Here is a 19872-nt window from a genome sequence, read left to right on the forward strand (position 1 = left end):
GGCTCATCGCGATTCGTCCGCGCGGGCCTGTGCGGCGCTGTTGAGGAAGCTGCGCGGGGCGCGGGCGTTGACGGCGTGATCGCCGATCAGCGACGCCTTGTAGGCGGCGGGATTGTGTGAGGACACCGTGCGGGCGTTGCGCCAGTGCCGGTCCAGGCCGAGACCGGATTTCACGGCGGTCGCACTGCCCGCGTCGAAGAACTGCCAGGCCGCAGCGCCGACCAATTCGGTATTGGCCACCTGCGTCGCCGCCGATTCCAGCAGGGCCTGCGCGGCGCGGCGCGCGGACGGTGCGGCCTGGAAGGCGTCGAGGGTGTCGGCCAGTTGCAGGACGTTCGCGCGGGCCGAGTACGCCTTGCTCCACACCGTTCCGACGATCTGCAGTACCTGCGGATCCGCCGCCGGTTCCTGCGTCGGCGCGAGCGGATAGGACCGGGTGCGGCCGCGCACGAGTGCGGCCAGATCGGTGGCGATGGCGCGCGCGATCCCGGCCTGGGTGGCCGAGTGTACGAACTGGTAGAACGCCTCCATATAGTCGTTGGCCAATGGATTGTGGTGGCGCAGTAGATAATCCGGATCGACCGGGACCGCCTCGAAGACCGCGGTGCCGCTGGCGGTCAGGCGCTGTCCGAAGCCGTCCCAGTCGTCGATGATGGTGACGCCCGCGCTGCGGCGCGGCACGATCGCGGAGACGAATTCGCCGTCGTCGAGGACCAGCACATTGAGCCAGTCGGCGTACAGGCTGCCGGTGGTGTAGTACTTGCGGCCCGAGAGCAGATACCGATCACCGTCGCGCACCAGGCCGGTCACCAGCGCGGTCAGATTCGGCGTCGCCAACTCCGCGCCCGCCGGGCCGAAGAACTCGCCGTCGGCGGCGGCACGGAGCAGACGCGTGCGGGCGACGCCCGCGGGTGCGAAGCGCAGGATCTCGGTGAGTCCGAGGTGTCCGCGAAAGATCTGGGCCACATTCGAATCCCCGGCGGCGATATCGATCAGTACCTCGGCGAGCACCCGAACCGAGGCGTCGTGCCCGCCGAATTCGACCGGTACGCGCAGCGCGCCGGCTCCGGCCTCGAGTAATCGCGACAGCTGATCCGAGGGCAGCTTGTGCTCGGCGTCTCGCGCCACCGCCTCCTCGCCGAGTCCGGCGATCACCTCCGCGATCGCGGCCAGGCGCTGCTGTAGACCGTCGACTGAACCCATCCACACCCCATTCGTCGTGACCTGTGCTGTCAAATATTCACTGGGCCAAGAGGTTTGCTGAAAGATATTCACTCACAGCGGTTCCAACCGTTTACACCACGTCCGAGCCGCCGCACGATGGCGGACGGATCAGGGGGTTTCGCTTCAACCCACGCACTTCTACGAACGGACGTCACTCACGTGCCCGAAGTCGCCAATTTGTCGCCGCTGTTTCGCTTCTCCGACGAGGTTGCCGAGACGCTCGCCCGCGGCGGACCCATCGTCGCCCTGGAATCGAATGTGGTGGCGCACGGCTTTCGCTATCCGGACAATGTCGCGATCGCCCTCGAGGTCGAGCAGGCGGTACGCGCGGCGGGCGCGGTGCCCGCGACCATTTCGATCGCAGACGGCCGGATCGTTGTCGGAGCGAGCGCCGACGAACTCGAAAGCCTCGCCACCGCCGCCGATGTCGCCAAGGTGACCAGCCGCGACATCGCCGTGACCCTGGCCCGCGGGGCGGCGGGCGCGACCTCGATCTCGGCCACCATGGCCATCGCCGACCGGGTGGGCATCACCACCGTCGCGTCGGCGGGACTCGGCGGGGTGCATCGCGGCGCGGAGGTTTCGATGGACATCTCCGCCGATCTCACCGAACTCGCTCGGACCCGGCTCATCGTCGTCTGCGCCGGGGTGAAGAAGATCCTCGACGCCGGCCTCACCCTGGAATTCCTGGAAACGCAGGGCACACCCGTGATCGGCTATCGGCACCTCGAGTTCCCGGCGTTCTACTGCCGCGACAGCGGCTTCCGCACCCAGACGCGGCTCGACGATCCCGCGCGGATCGCGCGGGTGGCCAGGCTGCACCTGGAGCTCGGCGGATCGGGTTCGGTGCTGATCACCCATCCGATCCCGGTCGAGGACGCGCTCGACGGCGAGCGGATCGAGGCGGCGATCCGCCAGGCGCTGGCCCGCGCCGAGGCCGAGCGGATCATCGGGCCCGCGGTCACCACCTTCGTGCTGCGCGCGGTCGACGCGGCCACCGGCGGCGATGCGGCCGCGGCCAATCGCGCCGTCTTGGTCAGTACCGCCCACGCGGCCGCCGAGATCGAGGCGGCCCGCAGCGTTGTCGAACAAGGAGTCTCCCATGCCGTTTGACCTCACCCGCTCGGCCCTGCTGTTCGATCTGGACGGGACGCTGCTCGATACGCCCCGCGCCATCGCCGAACAGTTCGCCCTCGCCGTCGAGGCGGTCACCGGCGACAATCCCGGACAGGAGCGGGCCCGCGCCCTGGTCGGCGCGCCGCTCGAGCGGATGGCCGCCCAGCTGTCGGGTACCGCACCGGATTCCGATATCGCACAGGCGATTTCGGCCGACTATCTGACCCGCTACCGGGAGATCATTGTGCCGAAGGCCACCGATCTGCTGTTCCCGGGTGTGCGCGAGGGCCTGGAACGGCTGGCGCGCAGCGGATTACGGCTGGCCGTGGTCACCAGTAAGAAACATCGCAGCGCCGAACTCATCCTCGACGCCGCCGGTATCGCCGAACATTTCGAGATCGTCGTGGGCGCGGATGACGTGGCCCATCCGAAGCCGCATCGCGACAGTGCCGACGCCGCCCTGGCGGCGCTGGGACTGTCCGAGGCCGGACCCGGCGGCGCCGTGATCGGCGATACCGCCGCCGATATCGGTCTGGGCAAGGCGATCGGAACCTACACCGTCGGTGTCGCCTACGGCGTGTCCACCGCGGACCAGATCACCGCGACGGCACCGGATCTCGTCGCCTTGCGCTTCGACGACGTCACCAGCGCGCTCGTCCATCGAATCGGAAAGTGAGCCCCGGCCATGACCACCTGGACCCGCCCGACGACCGACCCGGGCCAACTCGACGACTACCTCGGCGTGAATGTCTTTCCGCTACCGATCAACCCGAGCCTGATCGCGTTGCACACCGAGGCCCGCGACGCCCGGACCGGCCACGAGCGCTTCGTGCGCACGACCCAGCGCATCATCCGGCTGCTGCTGGAAACCGCGCTCTCGCATCTGGAGTACCGGCCCCGATCGGTCACCACCCCGACCGGCTTCGTCTACGAGGGCGTGGAGCCGGTCGAGCCCACGCTCTACGCCGTGTCCATCCCGCGCGCCGGTGACGCGCTCGAGGGCGGACTGCGCGAGATCCGGCCGGACGCCCGCTTCGGCAAGATCCTCGTACAGCGCGATCCGACCACCAAGAAGCCGACCCTGTACTACAGCAAGCTGCCGCCCGGAATCGCCGGCCGGCAGGTCTTGCTGCTCGACCCCACCATCGCCACCGGGGGCACGCTGCTCACCGCGATCAACGAATTGATCGCCGCCGGTGTGGAGGAGCGGGCGATCATCGTCGTCAATGTGCTCACCTGCCCCGAGGCGCTGGCCGCGGTGCTCACCCGGCGGCCCGATATCCGGATCATCACCTCGCATATCGACCGCACCCTCACCGATCAGGCATTCATGCTGCCGGGCATCGGAGATTTCGGTGACCGGTTCCACGGCACGGTCGCCGAGGTCCCAGCGGCGCGGGAGCAGAAGTGAATCTCCTGGACATGTTCGACGCGCAGGTCGGGTGCGCGCCGAATGACATTGCCTGTGAGTACGATTCGGCGACCATCGACTATGCCGAGCTGGCCCGACGCTCGCACGCGGCGGCGCGGGCCCTGCGCACCGCCGGGGTGGCGTCGGGGGATACCGTCGCGATCCTCGCGCAGCCGTCGATCGATCTGGTCGTCGCGGTGTGGGCCGTGCTGCGCGCCGGTGCGGCGTATCTGCCACTGGCGGTGGACTATCCGGCCGAGCGACTCGCCCACATGGTCGCCGACAGCTCGGTGGCACTGGTGCTCACCGATGCGGATACCGCCGAGTCGGCCCACCGGACGCTGTCCGGTTCGGTCCGGACCCTGCGGGTGACCGACCTGGTCGACACCGGATCGGAGCCGCCGCCGATTCCCGATGCCGCCGCCGCGTACACCGTCTACACCTCGGGCACCACCGGAAAACCCAAGGGCGTGATCGTCTCCCACACCGCGATCGCCAACCAGATGTCCTGGCTCGGTACCGAACTCGGGCTCGGACCCGGTGCGCGGATCCTGTTGAAAACGCCGGTCAGCTTCGACGCGGCCCAGTGGGAACTGCTGGCCAATGCCTGCGGCGCGACCGTCGTCATCGCACCGGCCGGAACCCATACCGCGCCCGAGCGCATCCTCGACCTGCTCGTGCGCGGATCGATCACGGTGCTGCAATGCGTTCCGACGATGTGGGCCGAATTGGCGGCCCTGCCCGGAATCGGTGCGGCCACCACCCTGCGGACGGCGGCCAGCGGCGGTGAGGCGCTTCCGGTGAATCTGGCCGAACGCCTGCGCGCCGCGCTGCCCGGCGCGCGCATGATCAACCTGTACGGTCCGACCGAAACCACCATCAACGCCACCTGGTTCGATTTCACCGACGCCGATCTGACCCACGCGGTCACCGTCCCGATCGGCCGTCCGGTCACCGGCTGCACCGCCACGATCGTCGACGAGTCCGGCCGGGTCGTGCGTGACGGTCGAATCGGCGAATTGCTCATCGGCGGAATCCAGCTCGCCGACGGTTATCGCGACCGGCCCGACGTCACGGCCGAACGCTTCATCGACTCGGTACTGCCGACCGGCGGCGTCGAACGTCGTTATCGCACCGGCGATCTGGTACGGCGACGGTCCGACGGAATACTGGAATTCGTCGGGCGCAATGACGAACAGGTCAAGGTGAACGGTCACCGGATCGAGTCCAACGAGGTCAGGGTCTGGATCGAGGCGCATCACTGGGTGCGTGCCGCCGCGGTGGTGCCCTGGGTATCCGAGCGGGGTGTGACCCGATTGGCCGGATTCATCGAACTGGATCCCGCCGAGGCCCCGCTGATGGATCAGGAGCGCGCGGGTCGCCACCATCGGTCCAAGACGAGCCGCACCCAGGTCACCGCCCAGCTGGCGGATCTGGGCCTGCGCGCGCTCACCACCGAGCCCGGGGTGGCATTGCCCGGATCCGAGGCGACGGCCGAGCAGCGGCGACGGGTATTCGCGCGCAAGACCTATCGCAGCTTCACCGATGAACCCGTCGAACCCGACGAGATCGCCGCACTGCTGCACACCCTGTCCGACCCGCCGCGCATCCGTCGCCGCCCGACCGCGCCGAGCGAACGGATACTGGGCGAACTGCTGCGCTGGTTCGGTCCGTTCCACAGCCCGGATCGGTTGCTGCCCAAGTACTCCTACGCCTCACCCGGCGCGCTCAACGCCACGCAGATCTATGTCGAGCTCGCCGGGATCGACGGTCTCGCGGCGGGTGTGTACTACTTCCATCCCGTCCGGCACGCGCTGTACCGGGTCGCCGTTTCCGCGCGCCCGGGGATCCGCCTGCATCTGGTCGGGCTGGCGCGGGTGATCGAGTCGGTGTATTCGACCAATGTGCGGGAGGTACTGCACTTCGAAGCCGGTCACATTCTCGGGGTGCTCGACGAGGTCGCCGCCGAGTACGGCTGGCGGATCCGCACGTTTCCGGCCGCCGCGGTGGCCGGAGTGGACGAGGGCGTGGTGACCGCGAGTGTGGAGCTGGACACGTCGGGCGGTGTCCCCGAACATCTTTCGCCGGAGGTGACGGCGTGGGCGCAGTTCCACGGCGCGAACACCCCGGCACTGCACGGGCTATACCGGTGCACTCCGACGGGACTCGAATTCGTGACCGAGGACAAGATCGAACGCCGCCACGTGATCGCCATCAATCAGCGCTCCTACGATCAGTCCTCCTTCGGCGTCGTCCTGGCCGCCGATCCCGCCGCCGGATGGGACGGTTTCACCGCGCTGGGCCGGGCGCTTGCCCGGCTGCAGCAGGTCGGCGCGGCGGCGCGGCTGGGATTGATGTCGGCCGGATACTCCTCGGCGACGGGACGCGATCTACCGTCGGCGCGGCGCTTCGACGAGATCGCGTCGACGCGGCGGCTGAGCTATTTCGCGCTGGCGGGACGGATTTCGGCCGAACAGGTGGCGGCTACGGATATGAGCGAGGACGCCGTCCACATGAAGGGTCCCGAGGAACTGCTCAAGGACGATCTGCGCGCGGTACTGCCGTCCTATATGGTTCCGGCCACCATTCAGGTGCTGGATCGGATCCCGCTGTCGCAGAACGGGAAACAGGATCGCGCCGCATTGTCGGCCCTGGCCGCCGCCCACAATGCCCGGCGCGGCCGCCGCCACGATCCGCCGCGCACCGAACGCGAGGCGTCGGTTGCCGCGGTGTGGTCGCGGGTGCTGGGCTACGAACCGGTGTATCGCGGCGACGACTTCTTCGCCCAGGGCGGCAATTCGCTGTCCGCGTTACGGCTGATCCGCGCCGTCGAGGACGAACTCGGCGTCGCGCTGCCCATGCAGACCATCTTCCGCGCCCCGACGCTGGCCGAATTGGCCGCGGCCACCGAACGATTCGGTGTCGCGGCGCGCGAGTCGCGGCTGCTGCGGCTGGCGGGGGAGGGTGACGCCGGAACCACGGTGCTGTGGCCGGGACTGGGCGGCTATCCGATGAGCCTGCGCGCGCTGGCCGGTGAACTGGCGCAGCACGGCCATGCCGTCTACGGCATGCGGGCGCGCGGACTAGACGCCGGTGAGACGCCGCACACCACCCTCGCCGCCCTGATCGCCGACGACCTCGACGAATTGCTGGAACTGCGACTGCCGCAACCGTTTCGCATCGTCGGCTACTCCTTCGGCGCCCGCGTCGCCGCCGAGGTGGCCCAGCGTCTGATCGCGACCGGATACGACGTCGAGGATCTGGTGCTGATCGCGCCGGGCTCACCGGTTATCGCGGGTATGCCCGACTCCGGTGAGGTCCGTTACGACAGTAGGTATTTCAAACGGGTGCTGGCCTCGGTGTTCAGCGGACGCGTCGATCCCGGCTACGCCGCGGAACTCGACGAACGGGTGCGCGATCGGGCCGGATTCATCGATCTGGTCGCCTCCGGCGAGCCCGGCTTCGCCCGCGAGACCGTGGAACGCATCGTGGCCGTCGTCGAGCACACGTACCGATTCCGCGACGCGCCCAACGGGATCGATCAGGACCTGCTGGATCGAAGCCTGTATCTGCGGGCCCGCGGCGACGGTCCCGCCTTCGCCGATATTCCCGTTCCGCCGCTGCGCCGCCGCCGCACCCCGGTGAGCAATCTGCCCTATCACCACTACGAGATCGTGACCGCCGGTGCGTTCGACATCGCCGCGGCGGTCCTGGAACAGAGTATGAACAGGGAGTTGGTCTGATATGCCGCACGTCGAGATCGCCCACTTTCCCGCGATCCTGTCACCGGAGGCCAGAGCGCGGCTCGAGGCCGCGATCGTCGCGGTGATCACCACCGAATTCGGCGTATCGACCGACGCGGTGTCGATCGGACTGGTCAGCGTCGACCCCGAGCGGTGGCAGGAGCGGATCTACGGTCCGCTGATCACCGAACGCCCCGCCGACAACCCGCTGCTGCGGGTCCCGAACTACTGATGGCGGCCCCGGCGCGCCTGCCGGTGCTGGTGGCGGTCGTCGCCGTCGTCGCGCTGAACCTGCGGCCCGGCGTCACCACGGTCGGGCCCGAATTGGACACCATTACAGCGCATTTCGGGGCGGGTTCGGTCGCGGGCGGAATCATCACCGCACTGCCGGTGATCGCCTTCGCGCTGGTGAGTACGGCGGCCCCGCTGCTGTTCGCGCGGATCTCGGTGCGCACGGGCCTGTGCGGCGCGCTGACGCTGATCGGGCTGAGCCTGGCGCTGCGGCCGTGGGGCGATCTCGCCGGATTCGTCGCGGGCACCTTCCTCGCCGCGCTGGGAATCGGTTTGCTCGCCGTATTGCTGCCGGTCGTGGTCCGCTCGGTCGGCAGTACAAGCGCGCTGGTGACGACCTTCACCACGGCGCTACAGGCCGGAGCCGCAATCGGATTCGCGGCGGTGGTGCCGCTGTCGCGCGCAGTGGGCGGCTGGCAGTGGGGTTCGGCGCTATGGGCAATCCTCGCCCCGATCGCAATCCTCGCGGTGCGGGCGGTCCCGGCGCTCGCAGCATCGCCGTCTGCTGTGTCGCCTGTGTCGCCGTCCGCTGGATCGCCTGCTGTGCCGCCGTCTGCTACGTCATCCGCTGGATCGCCTGCTGTGCCGCCGTCTGCTACGTCATCCGCCGGGTCGCCCGCTGTGTCGCCGTCCGCTGCGTCGCCCGCCGCGACATCTCCAACGTCGGTGCGGCCGATCGCGATTCTGCGGCGGACCGGGACCGTCGGGCTGGCGCTGTTCTTCGGATTGCAGGCGCTGGTGGCCTTCGTCGTAATCGGCTGGCTGCCTTCTATTCTCGAGGATGCCGGGGTGTCCGCGCAGGCCGCGGGCGGCTATCTGGGGATCCTGACCTTCCTGGGCGTGCCGATCAGTTTGATCGTGCCGCCGCTGGTGGCCCGATCCGCGCATCCATCGCGGTGGCTGGGCGGATTCAGTGCGTGCACGGTGCTCGGCGTGCTGGCGTTTCTGGTTGCGCCCGGGGCCGCGCCGCTGCTGTGGTCGCTGATCCTCGGCGTCGGGCTGTCGGTATTCTCGCTGGCGCTGACCGTGGTCACCCTGCGCGCCTCGGCCGAGAACGCGCTCGGGGTGTCGGGCGCGGTGCAGGGCGTCGGCTATCTCCTCGCGGCGATCGGTCCGTATGCGATCGGGCTGTTCCGCGATCTCAGCTCGGGCTGGACGCTGCCGCTGGCGGTGCTGCTGGTGACGGCCGTCGCCCAGCTGATCCTCGGCTTCGCCGTCGGCGATCCCGCTCCCTCCGTACAACGAAAGGCGTAGCCATGTCAGCGGAAACGACGCTGAAGGCGGTCCGGGATCTTCTCGACGACCGCGGCCACCACATCGAATTCAACGGACATCTCACCAATCACGTCAAACACGCGGTGGTCGCGCTGGCCGCGATCGGGGCTCCGGAGCGGCTCGTGCGCGAGTATTACGCCGACTACGCCGAACTCACCGCCTACGGCTTCCCGCTCGAGCCGCGACGCGAATCCGATCAGGTGATCGACGGCGGCAACTGGCGCGAATTCATCGGCCAGCGAGCGCATTTCACCGCCTACGTCGCCTTCTTCGACGCCGAGATCGAGCGGCTCGGCGCGGCGGGCGCGGTGGCCGCCTACGCTCCGGAATTGCTGCCGGGATGGATCGGCGCGTTCACCCACGCGACGATCCATCTCGGCTGGGCGATCTGGGCCGATCACCCGGGCATGACCGCGGAAGCGCTGGCGTATCTGGCCTTCTCGTTCGTCCGCGTACGCGGCGCGGACCGCGGGCACACCGTGGGCGCGGATCCGCTCGCGTCGCTGGTGGGATTGAGTCAGGCCTGGGCCGAGGACGCCGCGTTCCGCGCCGCGGTCGAATCGGTGATCAGCGATACCGACGCCTTCACCGAACTGCATCCGGAGCTCAACCGGTCCGGATTGCAGGCGCGGGTGGCGGGTGTGGCGCTCAGCGGAATTCCCGAATTGGCCGGGTCCCCGGACTGGCTCGACACGCTGACGGCGGACGAACGACGCGAGGCGGTCCGCCGGGCCGTGACCCTGCTGTACCTGGCGGTGCCCGGCGATTTCGTTGTGCTGCACCTGATCACATCCCTGTTCGCGCTCGAGGTGATCGCCTCGACCCTGGATGCCGAGGAGTCCACGGCCGCGATCTACGACCTGTACTGGGCGGGTGCCCGGATCATCGCCGCGGCCGAACGCAAGATCCCCCGGGCGGACAAGCTGCGCGAACTGGCGGCGCTGTACGCCGACCGCGGATCCGACCGAAATCCGCACGCCCTGGACGATTTCGAGGCCAGCGCCCGGCGCGCGTGGCTCGAGGACGAGGAACACAATCCCAAACTCGTCTTCGTCCTGCGTGCCTGGTGGGAGGACAACCCCTGGGCCGGTTACCGGCACGCCGCCGGACAGTTCACCCGAACCCCCGATCTACCACCCAGTTTCGACGAACCACCGACCGAATGAGATGAGAGACGCAGTGACCGAAGTGATTACGAACGCGCTACAGCGGCAGCTGGACAAGCGCTACGGCCCGGCCGCGCCCAGCGCCGACGGCATCGACAACGCGACGCTCGAGGTGCTGCTGGGACATCGCACCGTGCGGCGCTATCTGCCCGGACAGGTGAGCGAGCGCGAACTGGAGCTGATTCTCGCCGCGGCGCAATCGGCCTCGACCTCGGCCAATTTCCAATTCACCAGCGTGATCGTCGTCGACGATCCGGATCTGCGGGCCCGCCTCGCCGAGCTCGCGGGCGGGCAGCGACTGGTGACCGATGCGGCGGTCTTCCTCGTCTGGGTGGCGGACTGGTCGCGCAATATCGCACTGGCCCGCGCTCACGGGCACAGTATCGAGGCCACCTCCTACCTCGACAGCACGGTCTCGAGTATTGTCGACGTCACGCTGTCGGCCCAGAATGCCGCCGTGGCCGCCGAATCCCTCGGCTACGGCATCACATTCGTGGGGGCGTTGCGCAACAGCATCGATGCGGTGATCGAGGCGCTGGGGCTGCCGCAGTGGACCTTCCCGGTGTACGGATTGGCCATCGGCATCCCCGATCCGGCGGATCCGGCCGATATCAAACCCCGGTACGGGCAGAGCGTGGTGGTGCATCGCAACACCTACTCCGCCCCCACCGACGGCGATGTCGAGGACTATCTCGACCGCATCAACGCCTACTACCGCGAACAGGAACTGCCCGAGGACTGGGTGAAAAATCGCCTGGCGGGCCGCATTTCGACCCCGGAGAGTCTGCACGGCCGCCAGGGGATTCGAAACACCTTCCACCGACAGGGCTTCGAGCTGCGCTAGCCGCGCAGCCAGGCGTCGAAGAACTGCAACCGCGCCGACGCCTCGAATCTCAGATCCGACACCGCCGCCGACACCCCGATCGCCTGGGACAGCTCGATGGTGGGAATCCACAGCCCATTGTCGAGCACCTGCCCCTGGGCCGCGCCGATCAGCTGGGCGCGGGCGGCGGTGTCGGTGCTCTGCTGCTCCTCCGAGAGCACCCGATCCAGTTCCGGAAGCGGAGCGCGCACATTGAGATTCGCGCCGTCGAGTCCGAAGGTGGTGCGCAGGATGTCGCCGTCGGCGCGGGTCATGTTGTAGTACAGCGAGTCGAAGTTCTTTGCGGCCTGACGCGCCGAGTACTCGCCGTCGGAGGCGGGTTCCAGCCGCACCTCCACCCCGACCGAGCGCAGTTGCTGCTGAATCAGTTCCAGAATGGCCTGATTCCCGGCGAACGACCGCCCGAACAGAATCCCGAACGACAGCCGCGCGCCGTCCTTGACCCGGATCCCGTCACCACCCGGCCGCCACCCGGCCTGGTCCAGAATGCGGCGGGCCGCCTCGGGATCGTGTCCCAGTCGCGCCGAAAGATCCACGTAGGCGGGAGTTTTCGAGCCCACCGAGCTGGTGGCGGGCCGGAACTGCGGACCGAGCACCGTATCGATGAGCTCCTTGCGATCGATGGCCGGGAGCAGGGCGGCCCGCACGGCGGAATCACGCAGCGGGCCGCGCGTCAGATTCGGCTGAATACCGAAGGGGACGCCCGGATTCGAGGTGACCTGGACCCTGCCGCCGGCCGCCTCGATCTGCGGAACGTCCTGGGGCAGTGCGTCACTGACCGCGTCCAGCTGTCCCGAGCCCAGGCTGCCGGTGCGGACGCCGGACTCGGGCACCACGCGGAATTCGACGCGATCCAGATACGCCTCGCCGCGATGCCCGAAAACCGCGGAGCCCCAGTCGTATCCGGTCCGCTTGGCGAGGGTGACCGACGCGCCCTGGCGGTACTCCGTGTACACGAACGGCCCGCTGCCGATCACATCGCCGCCGCAGCGCTGATCGGCCGCCTTCGCCGTCGTGGCCTCGGCCAGGATGCCGAGCTGCGGGGTCGAAACCGCCTGCAGGAACTGCGCGTTCGGCCGGTCGAAGTCCACGCGCGCGGTTGTCGGGTCCAGCACCGCGGTGCCGGTGTAGCCGGTCAGATAGCTGGCCGCGAGCGAGGCCTTGGCACCGGTCAGGGTGTGCACGATGGCGTCGAAGTTCTGCCGCACCGACGCCGCGGTGAGCGGGGTGCCGTCGCTGAAGGTCACCCCCGGGCGCAGGTGGAAGGTGAAACTCCTGGCGTCCGGCGAGATCTCCCAGCTCTGCGCCAGCCACGGCTGAATGGCGCCGGTCGACGGATTCTGGTCGGTCAGCGAGTCGACGATCTGCCGGGTGACGTAGAGGGTCTGATTGGTTGTGGACTGCGCGGGATCCGCGCAGGTCGGGGCGAGGGACAGCCCGTAACGCAGGACGCCGCCGGGCCGGGGCGGCCCGCTCGGATCGCCGCCCCCGGCATCCCCGCCGCTACAGGCCGTGGCGAGCAGCGTCGTGGCGGCGGCGCTGGCGAACAATGCGAAGACACGCCGTCGACTGGTACGGGCGAAAGACATGGGGATTTTCCTCACCTCCGGAAAGGACCTCCGGTGCGCCCTGGAAACTCAGGGGCCGGAACAACTTTCGTGACGCTAGGCGAGTAGCGGGCCGCTGTCTGCCGTCCCGCTCGGCCTGAATCCAATGCTTGTCCTATTCGCCCGATCACGCCTTCCGGCCCGGATGCTGGCAGGATGCTCTCGTGATCAACTCGATCATTGTCGTGGCCGTGGTGGTGGTGTTGTGGGCGCTGTGTGCGGCGCGGATGCACGAGTGGCGGATCGCCGCGCCCGTGCTGGTCGTCTTCGCGGGGATCGCGATGGGGTTCACGACCCGTAACTCCATCGCCGAGACGCTCAATACCCAGGTCGCGCTGCGGGTCGCCGAGATCATCCTGGCGGTGCTGTTGTTCGTGGACGCCACCGAGGTGCGCGGGGGACTGCTCGGGCGCGATCCGAAGTCGGCGCTGCGCATCCTGTTCATCGCGCTGCCGCTGAGCCTGGCCTTCGCGGTGCTGCTCGGCGGTTGGTTACTGCCGGGGGCGTCCTGGGCGGTGCTGCTGGTGATCGCATGTGTGGTGGTGCCCACCGATTTCGCCCCGGCGGCGACGCTGGTGCGCGACGAACGGATTCCGGCGCGGGTGCGGGATCTGCTCACGGTGGAGAGCGGCTACAACGACGGGATCGTCTCGCCCATCTTCCTGGCCGCGCTCGTGCTGGCGGGCGATCACACCCATGCCGAATCCGTGGGCGGCGCGCTGCAGACCGCGGTCCCGTCGGCGGTCAAGGCGGTAGTGGCCGGACTGGTGGTCGGACTGGTGCTGGCGTATGCGATGAATATCGCCGAGCGACGGGAACTTTCGACCGAACAGTCCCAGCGCATCGCATTGGTCGCCGCGCCGCTGCTGTCGTATGCGGCGTCGGTGGCCGTGCACGGCAACGGCTTCGTCGCGGCGTTCGTCTGCGGGCTGGTGGTCAATGTGGTGCGGCAGTCCGCGGTGTATCGGCGGGAGCTGGAACTGCTGGACGATCTGGGCTTTCTGCTCACCGTCGGTATGTGGTTCGTCTTCGGCAGCGTCGCGGTCTACGCGATCGCCGAGGGACCCGACTGGCGCATGCCGCTGTTCTGCCTGGCCGCGCTTACCCTCGTGCGCATCGTCCCGGTGCTGCTGGCCATGATCGGCTCACGCTTCGGCCGCCGCGAACGCCTCCTGCTCGGAGTGCTCGGACCGCGCGGCACCACCTCGATCGTCTTCGGGCTGCTGGCCTTCAATGTGCTCGCGATCGAGGACGGTCTCACCGTGATCTCGGCGATGACGGTGACCGTCCTGGGCAGCGTGCTACTGCACGGCATCGGCGGACCGGTGGCTGCGCTGACCCGGCTTGTGCGGGCCGATCGCTGATCAGTGCAGCGTGCCCGCGGGCACGGCCAGATCGGTCTCGGTGTCCAGACAGATGCGCACGAGCTGAGTCAGTCCGTCCGCGAGCCGATCGATCGGCAGATTCGGCGGTACGTGCACGAATCCGCCACGCAGGCCGGGCCTTTCGGTCGCGATGAGATGGCACAGGCCGTAGAACACGTGATTGCAGACGAAGGTGCCCGCGGTGTAGGAGATCGCGGCGGGGACACCGGCCGCGGTCATGGCGGCCACCGCGGCCTTGAGCGGCAGATCGGCCAGATAGGCGGCCGGGCCGCCCGGGACGACCGGGCGATCGATCGGCTGTGCGCCCGCATTGTCCGGGATGCGGGCGTCGTCGAGATTGATCGCGACCCGCTCGGGGGTGATCTCGGTGCGCCCGCCCGCCAATCCGAGGCAGATCACCAGGGCCGGATCGGATTCGGCGATCGCCTGCCGAAGTACCGGCAGCGCGGTATCGAAGACACACGGCAGCCGCACGGCCGTGACCGCGACACCGTCCGGCGCGGGGCGGCGGGCCGATTCGGCGGCGACGTCCCAGGACGGATTGGCCTCGGCGCCGTCGAACGGTTCGAAACCGGTGATCAGTACTTGTCGCATCAGAACCCCCACAGATACATGATCGCGATATTGCAGACCAGGATCGCGACCGCGGTCGGAATCTGCGCCTTGATCGGGCCGTAGCGGTCCTTCATCTCCAGCAGGATCGCGGGCACGATATTGAAGTTCGCGGCCATCGGCGTACACAGCGTTCCGGTGAACCCGCACAGCATGCCCACCGCGAGAACGAGTGTCGCGTTGCCGTGGAACTGCGTGACCAGCACCGGCCACCCGATGGCCGCGGTCATGACCGGGAACGCGGCGAAGGCATTGCCCATCACGATCGTGAACACCGCCATGCCGACGCAGTACAGCAGCACCGCGGGCAACAGCGAATCGTGCGGCAGCACCGCGGTGAAGATCCGGCCCACCTGCCTGCCGACCCCGGCCTTGTCGAACAGCAGTCCGAGGACCGCGATGAGCTGGGGCAGCAGCAGCGCCCAGCCGATCGACTGCGCGAGCCGCGAACCCTCCCGCAACGCCAGACCCGGTCCGGTCGGTCCGGCCGGGCGCAGCAGCACCATCGCCACGGCAAGGGCGAACAGCACACCCGCGCCGAGTCCGGTCAGCGCGGGAGTTCCGGTGGCGAGCAAGGGTTTTCCGCCGATCTTCACCGAGGCCACCATGGTCGCGAAGACCAGCGCGACCACCGGGATGAGTACGGCCGGAACGAACAGCCTGTTACCGAGTTTCGTTGCGGCGGACTCACGTTCGGGCACGGTCGTGGTCGAGATCTCGGAGTTGCCTAGTGCCCCGAGACCGCCCAGCCCGCCCACGACCAGTACCGCGACGCCCAGCGGCCAGGCGGGTGCGACCTTGTCGACGACGAAAGTCGAATAGCAGAAACACAATCCGAGCAGACCCCAGAACGTCGCCGCGCCCGCGCGGCGCGGATTGTCGCGTTGCAACGCCGCGAAGACGGCATTCGCGGCGAAGAACAACCCCAGCGTCCAGTACAGCCATTCCGCGTTGATCATCGCGCCGCCACCACCGCCGCGCCGCGTCGGGCCAGCCACCGATCCAGCCAGATCAGCCGTCCGGCGTGAATCACGTACGCGCACACCGCGGTCGGCACCGCCCAGCGGGCCAGCTGCAGCGGATCGAGCTGTAGGCCGTAGGAGCTGTTGACGTATCCGGTGATCAGCAGGACGCTGCCGACGGCGATGAAGATGTCCTCGCCGAAGAACAGGCCGACATTGTCCGCACTGGCCGAGAACGCCTTGATCCGTTCGATCATCGGATCGGTGAGCGTGCCGAATCGCTGTTCGGCCGCGCCGAGGGCCATCGGCCCGATCAGCGGTCGCACGGTATGTGGCTGGCCGAAGATGCCGGTCAATCCGAGCGCCGCGGTGCCCTGCCGCAGCAGCATGTATCCGGCCAGCAGGCGACCGGTGGTGAGCACGCGCAGTTTCGCGATCAGTCGCCCGGCCTGCTGTTGCAGGCCGTATCGATCCAGTAGTCCGATGACCGGCAGCGTCACCACCCAGATCGTCACCGATCGGCTGCCCGCGAAGCCGTTGCCGATGCTGTCGAGCAGTTGTATCGGCGTCAGCCCGCCGAGCAGCGCCGTCACCACCCCCGAAACCAGCACCACGAGCATGGGATTGAGCCGAAGCGCGAACCCTGCGACCACCAGGGCCACACCCAATAGAACGAACACGAACACTCCACAGCGCCGGGGATATTGACGATGACCGTATGGTTGCCTCGCGATTACCGCAAACCGGACAGCGTCTCGACCCCGTCGCGCCGCCGGCGTACCGGACACGCCCACGCGAACGAACGATCGAAATTTCCGCGGAACCCTGTGGCTAGGATGGCCGCCACTGGTAGCGGTTGATTTGCCAATCGTGAAGGCGGTTCCATGACCAAAGCTGTACCGCAGCCCATGGCGCTCGGGGATGATGCTGCCCGGACCCTTGCGAATGCGACGAAATCCACTCCGCAGATGGAGTCCATCACCCCTCGGTGGCTGGTCCATCTGCTGGACTGGGTGCCCGTGGAAGCCGGTATCTACCGGCGCAACCGGGTGACACACGAGAACACGGTCGACATCAAATGCGATAACGCCGACGAGTCGCCACTGCCCGAGACCTTCATCGACTACGAGAAGGATCCGCGGGAGTACCGCCTCAAGGCGGTCAACACGATTCTCGATGTGCACACGCGGGTTTCGGATCTGTATTCGAGCCCGCACGATCAGATAGCTCAACAGTTGCGCCTGACGATCGAAGCGATCAAGGAGCATCAGGAGGGCGAGCTGATCAACAGCCCGACCTACGGGCTGATCGCCAATACCGCGGCGAAGCAGAAGATCTCGACGATCGCCGGGCCGCCGACGCCCGACGATCTGGACAATCTGATCACGAAGGTGTGGAAGGAGCCGGGCTTCTTCCTGACCCACCCGCAGGGCATCGCGGCGTTCGGCCGCGAGTGCACCCGGCGCGGTGTGCCGCCGGCAACGGTCAGCATGTTCGGCTCGCAGTTCATCACCTGGCGAGGCATTCCGATCATTCCGTCGGACAAGGTGCCGGTGGATCGCGGCAAGACCAAGTTCCTGCTGATCCGGCCGGGCGAGTCCCGACAGGGCGTGATCGGCCTCTACCAGCCAGGTCTGGCCGGTGAGCAGGGCATGGGGCTGTCGGTGAAGTTCATGGGTATCGATCGCAGCGCCATCGCGTCGTATCTGGTGTCGCTGTACTGCTCGTTGGCGATTCTGACCGACGATGCCGTGGCAGTGCTCGAGGGAGCCGAGGTGAACAAGTTCCATGACTACGCCCCGACCTATCGCAAGTAATGCGGACGGGGCGGCCCTGCCGGATGAGGCGTATCTGAATCGCCTTGCCGCGCAAATATTCTCGGCTCTGCCGTCGGGGGGATCTTCGATGACCTCGGAGATCCCCGCGGCGGCGACGCCGGGCGGGCCCGCCGCACAGTCCGCCAAGATCCCCTCGCAGACTCCGGCGACGATGCCGTCGGCCGAATCGGCTCCGATGTCTGTGGAGGTCCCCGCGACGATGCCGTCGGCCGGGTCGGTTCCGATGTCCGTGGTGGCCCCCGCGACAATGCCTTCGGCTGGGTCCGTTCCGACGTCCGTGGGGATTCCCGCGACGATGCCGTCGGCCGGGTCCGTTCCGACGTACTCGGGCGTTCCCGCGGCGCTGCCGCCCAGTGGGTCCGCCTCCCAGTCGGCGAAAATTCCCGAGGCCATGCCGCCCGGCGGTTCGCGCACGGTGCCGTCGGCTGCTTCCGGTGCGGTGCCGCCCGGCGGGCCGACGCCGGAACCCACTGTGCCGCAGTGGGGTTCGGAGGTGCCGATGAACGTTCCGGCCGGTACCGCATCCGCGCCGCACGTCGATCCGCTGCTGCCGGGGCTGCCGTCGTTGGATCTACCGCTCGCCCCCTCGCGGTTCGCCGCGGGGCCGGGCGCGGCAGCGCCCGCGTACTACTTCCTGGATCGGCCCGCGCCCGCGGCGGGCGGCGGGTCGCCGTACTACTTCCTGGATTCCGCCGACCACGGCATGGCCGCCGGGGCGCATCCGCCGTTCGATGTGCACGCCGTGCGGGGTGACTTCCCGATCCTGCGCGAGCAGGTGAACGGATATCCGCTGGTGTGGTTCGACAATGCCGCCACCACGCAGAAGCCGCGGTCGGTCATCGATCGACTGAGCTACTTCTACGAGCACGAGAACTCCAATATCCACCGTGCCGCACACGAATTGGCGGCGCGTTCCACCGACGCCTACGAGAAGGCGCGCGATGCGGTGGCGCGATTCCTGGGCGCCTCGTCGGCGGAGGAGATCGTATTCGTGCGCGGCGCGACCGAGGGCATCAATCTCATCGCGCAAACCTGGGGTCGCAGACATCTTCGGGAGGGCGATGAGATCGTCATCTCCCATCTCGAGCATCACGCGAATATCGTGCCTTGGCAGATGCTGGCCGCGGAGACCGGTGCGGTGCTGCGGGTGATCCCGGTCGACGAGCGCGGGCAGGTGCTGCTCGACGAATACGGTCGGTTGTTGTCGGACCGCACCAAACTCGTTGCGGTGACTCAGGTTTCGAATGCGCTGGGGACGATCACGCCGGTGCGCGAGATCGTGGCGCAGGCGCGGCGGGCCGGTGCGGTGACCGTCGTCGACGGCGCGCAGTCGGTACCGCATATGCGCGTGGATGTGCGGTCGCTGGATACCGATTTCTTCGTCTTCTCCGGTCACAAGTTGTTCGGGCCGACCGGAATCGGCGTGATGTACGGCAAATCCGAAGTGCTGCAGGATATGCCGCCGTGGCAGGGCGGCGGCAATATGATCAGCGATGTCACCCTGGAGCGGTCGCTGTTCCAGCCCGCGCCGGGGCGGTTCGAGGCGGGTACCGGCAATATCGCCGATGCGATCGGGCTGGGCGCGGCCATCGAATACGTCGAGACGCTCGGACTCGAGAATATCGAGCGCTACGAACACGAACTGCTCGCCTATGCCACGCCGCGACTGGCCGCGATCGCGGGTGTCCGCTTGATCGGCACCGCACCCGACAAGGCCAGTGTGCTGTCTTTCACCCTCGCCGGATACGAACCGGTCGAGGTCGGAAAGGCGTTGAACGAGAAGGGAATCGCCGTGCGCGCCGGACATCACTGCGCACAGCCGATCCTGCGCCGGTTCGGGGTCGAGGCGACGGTGCGTCCGTCGTTCGCGTTCTACAACACCCGCGCGGAGATCGATCGCATGCTCGCCGTCGTCGAAATCCTGGCCCGCGCGCGCAGGTGAACGCCGACCCGATCCACCCGGACGAATTGCCCGGGGCGCTGGCGCGCGGCGGGTGGGTGGTCGACATCCGCCCGCAGGCCGAACGCACCTGCGACGGTCCGCTGTTGGGCGCGTTGGCCATCGAGCGGCAACTGCTGGCCGATCGCCTCGATCCGCGCAGCGGCACGCGACTGTCGTGGGTGGGCGATCCGCACGTCGAATGGGTGCTCATGTGTTCGTCCGGGACGGACTCCGCCGGGGCCGCGCTATCGCTGCGCGCCCTCGGCCTGTCCCGGGCGACGAGCCTCAACGGCGGCTATCGAGCCCTGCGAACAGCCCGCATGCTCGACGTGGCGGGCAGCGCCGCGCACGTCGAGTGCAGCGTGGCGGCGGTGTTCGGCGGAATCCTGCCCGTACCAGCGCTCACGAACTGGTGAC

At 68.2% G+C, this 19872-nt stretch carries 17 protein-coding genes; 12 read left to right on the top strand and 5 right to left on the bottom strand.

Annotation, left to right across the window (positions count from 1 at the left end; all coding sequences use genetic code 11):
* Positions 1 to 3 precede the first annotated feature (3 nt).
* Positions 4 to 1203, bottom strand: coding sequence for an acyl-CoA dehydrogenase family protein (locus NP4_RS27615; RefSeq protein WP_068003900.1), 1200 nt, complete (start codon positions 1201 to 1203; stop codon positions 4 to 6).
* A gap of 180 nt (positions 1204 to 1383) precedes the next feature.
* Between NP4_RS27615 and NP4_RS27620 the strand changes: the two genes are divergently transcribed.
* The 8 genes from NP4_RS27620 to NP4_RS27655 are packed head-to-tail and all read left to right on the top strand — an operon-like array spanning position 1384 to position 11070.
* A complete protein-coding gene (locus NP4_RS27620; protein WP_211335844.1) occupies positions 1384 to 2337 on the top strand; it encodes a pseudouridine-5'-phosphate glycosidase in 954 nt (317 codons plus the stop codon).
* Positions 2327 to 3016 (top strand): HAD family hydrolase, encoded by a 690-nt coding sequence (locus NP4_RS27625; protein ID WP_068003902.1) that lies wholly within the window; start codon positions 2327 to 2329, stop codon positions 3014 to 3016. The genes NP4_RS27620 and NP4_RS27625 overlap by 11 nt, the downstream gene beginning before the upstream one ends.
* Positions 3017 to 3025: 9 nt before the next feature.
* The gene (gene upp, locus NP4_RS27630; RefSeq protein WP_068003905.1) at positions 3026 to 3751 is read left to right on the top strand and encodes a uracil phosphoribosyltransferase; all 726 of its coding nucleotides are present in this window, start codon (positions 3026 to 3028) and stop codon (positions 3749 to 3751) included.
* A complete protein-coding gene (locus tag NP4_RS27635; protein WP_068003912.1) occupies positions 3748 to 7494 on the top strand; it encodes an amino acid adenylation domain-containing protein in 3747 nt (1248 codons plus the stop codon). Before upp ends, NP4_RS27635 begins: the two co-directional genes overlap by 4 nt.
* 1 nt (position 7495) lies before the next feature.
* On the top strand, positions 7496 to 7726 hold the full coding sequence (locus NP4_RS27640; RefSeq protein ID WP_068003915.1) for a tautomerase family protein: 231 nt from the start codon (positions 7496 to 7498) through the stop codon (positions 7724 to 7726).
* The gene (locus NP4_RS27645) at positions 7726 to 9039 is read left to right on the top strand and encodes an MFS transporter (RefSeq protein ID WP_068003919.1); all 1314 of its coding nucleotides are present in this window, start codon (positions 7726 to 7728) and stop codon (positions 9037 to 9039) included. Before NP4_RS27640 ends, NP4_RS27645 begins: the two co-directional genes overlap by 1 nt.
* 2 nt (positions 9040 to 9041) lie before the next feature.
* Positions 9042 to 10226 carry a questin oxidase family protein gene (locus tag NP4_RS27650; protein ID WP_068003935.1) on the top strand — a complete coding sequence of 395 codons (1185 nt, stop codon included), beginning with the start codon at positions 9042 to 9044 and terminating at the stop codon, positions 10224 to 10226.
* Positions 10227 to 10239: 13 nt separating this feature from the next.
* Positions 10240 to 11070 carry a nitroreductase family protein gene (locus tag NP4_RS27655; protein ID WP_169813815.1) on the top strand — a complete coding sequence of 277 codons (831 nt, stop codon included), beginning with the start codon at positions 10240 to 10242 and terminating at the stop codon, positions 11068 to 11070.
* On the opposite strand, the gene NP4_RS27660 is transcribed toward NP4_RS27655, so the two are convergent.
* Positions 11067 to 12698, bottom strand: a complete 1632-nt coding sequence (locus NP4_RS27660; protein ID WP_068003945.1) for an ABC transporter substrate-binding protein — start codon at positions 12696 to 12698, stop codon at positions 11067 to 11069. The genes NP4_RS27655 and NP4_RS27660 overlap by 4 nt on opposite strands.
* 182 nt (positions 12699 to 12880) lie before the next feature.
* Between NP4_RS27660 and NP4_RS27665 the strand changes: the two genes are divergently transcribed.
* Entirely contained in the window at positions 12881 to 14080 is a 1200-nt protein-coding gene (locus NP4_RS27665) for a cation:proton antiporter domain-containing protein (protein ID WP_068004176.1), read from the top strand.
* Here NP4_RS27665 and pcp read toward each other — a convergent pair whose 3' ends face one another.
* The 3 genes from pcp to NP4_RS27680 are packed head-to-tail and all read right to left on the bottom strand — an operon-like array spanning position 14081 to position 16355.
* A complete protein-coding gene (gene pcp, locus NP4_RS27670) occupies positions 14081 to 14695 on the bottom strand; it encodes a pyroglutamyl-peptidase I (protein ID WP_068003948.1) in 615 nt (204 codons plus the stop codon).
* The gene (locus tag NP4_RS27675) at positions 14695 to 15711 is read right to left on the bottom strand and encodes a DUF979 domain-containing protein (RefSeq protein WP_245997594.1); all 1017 of its coding nucleotides are present in this window, start codon (positions 15709 to 15711) and stop codon (positions 14695 to 14697) included. Before NP4_RS27675 ends, pcp begins: the two co-directional genes overlap by 1 nt.
* Positions 15669 to 16355, bottom strand: a complete 687-nt coding sequence (locus tag NP4_RS27680) for a DUF969 domain-containing protein (RefSeq protein WP_068004198.1) — start codon at positions 16353 to 16355, stop codon at positions 15669 to 15671. The genes NP4_RS27675 and NP4_RS27680 overlap by 43 nt, the downstream gene beginning before the upstream one ends.
* Before the next feature lie 204 nt (positions 16356 to 16559).
* Here NP4_RS27680 and NP4_RS27685 point away from each other — a divergent pair, with 204 nt between their 5' ends.
* Genes NP4_RS27685 through NP4_RS27695 form a run of 3 tightly spaced genes read left to right on the top strand, consistent with a single transcriptional unit; the run spans position 16560 to position 19871 of the window.
* Complete coding sequence (locus NP4_RS27685) at positions 16560 to 17492, top strand: family 2A encapsulin nanocompartment shell protein (protein ID WP_062512208.1); 933 nt, start codon at positions 16560 to 16562, stop codon at positions 17490 to 17492.
* The gene (locus NP4_RS27690) at positions 17464 to 19455 is read left to right on the top strand and encodes a family 2A encapsulin nanocompartment cargo protein cysteine desulfurase (RefSeq protein ID WP_068003954.1); all 1992 of its coding nucleotides are present in this window, start codon (positions 17464 to 17466) and stop codon (positions 19453 to 19455) included. The genes NP4_RS27685 and NP4_RS27690 overlap by 29 nt, the downstream gene beginning before the upstream one ends.
* Positions 19452 to 19871: a rhodanese-like domain-containing protein gene (locus tag NP4_RS27695; RefSeq protein WP_068003960.1), complete on the top strand. Its 420-nt coding sequence runs from the start codon at positions 19452 to 19454 to the stop codon at positions 19869 to 19871. Before NP4_RS27690 ends, NP4_RS27695 begins: the two co-directional genes overlap by 4 nt.
* Position 19872: the final 1 nt, after the last annotated feature.

The sequence above is a fragment of the Nocardia pseudobrasiliensis NBRC 108224 genome, assembly GCF_001613105.1.
Lineage (GTDB): Bacteria > Actinomycetota > Actinomycetes > Mycobacteriales > Mycobacteriaceae > Nocardia > Nocardia pseudobrasiliensis.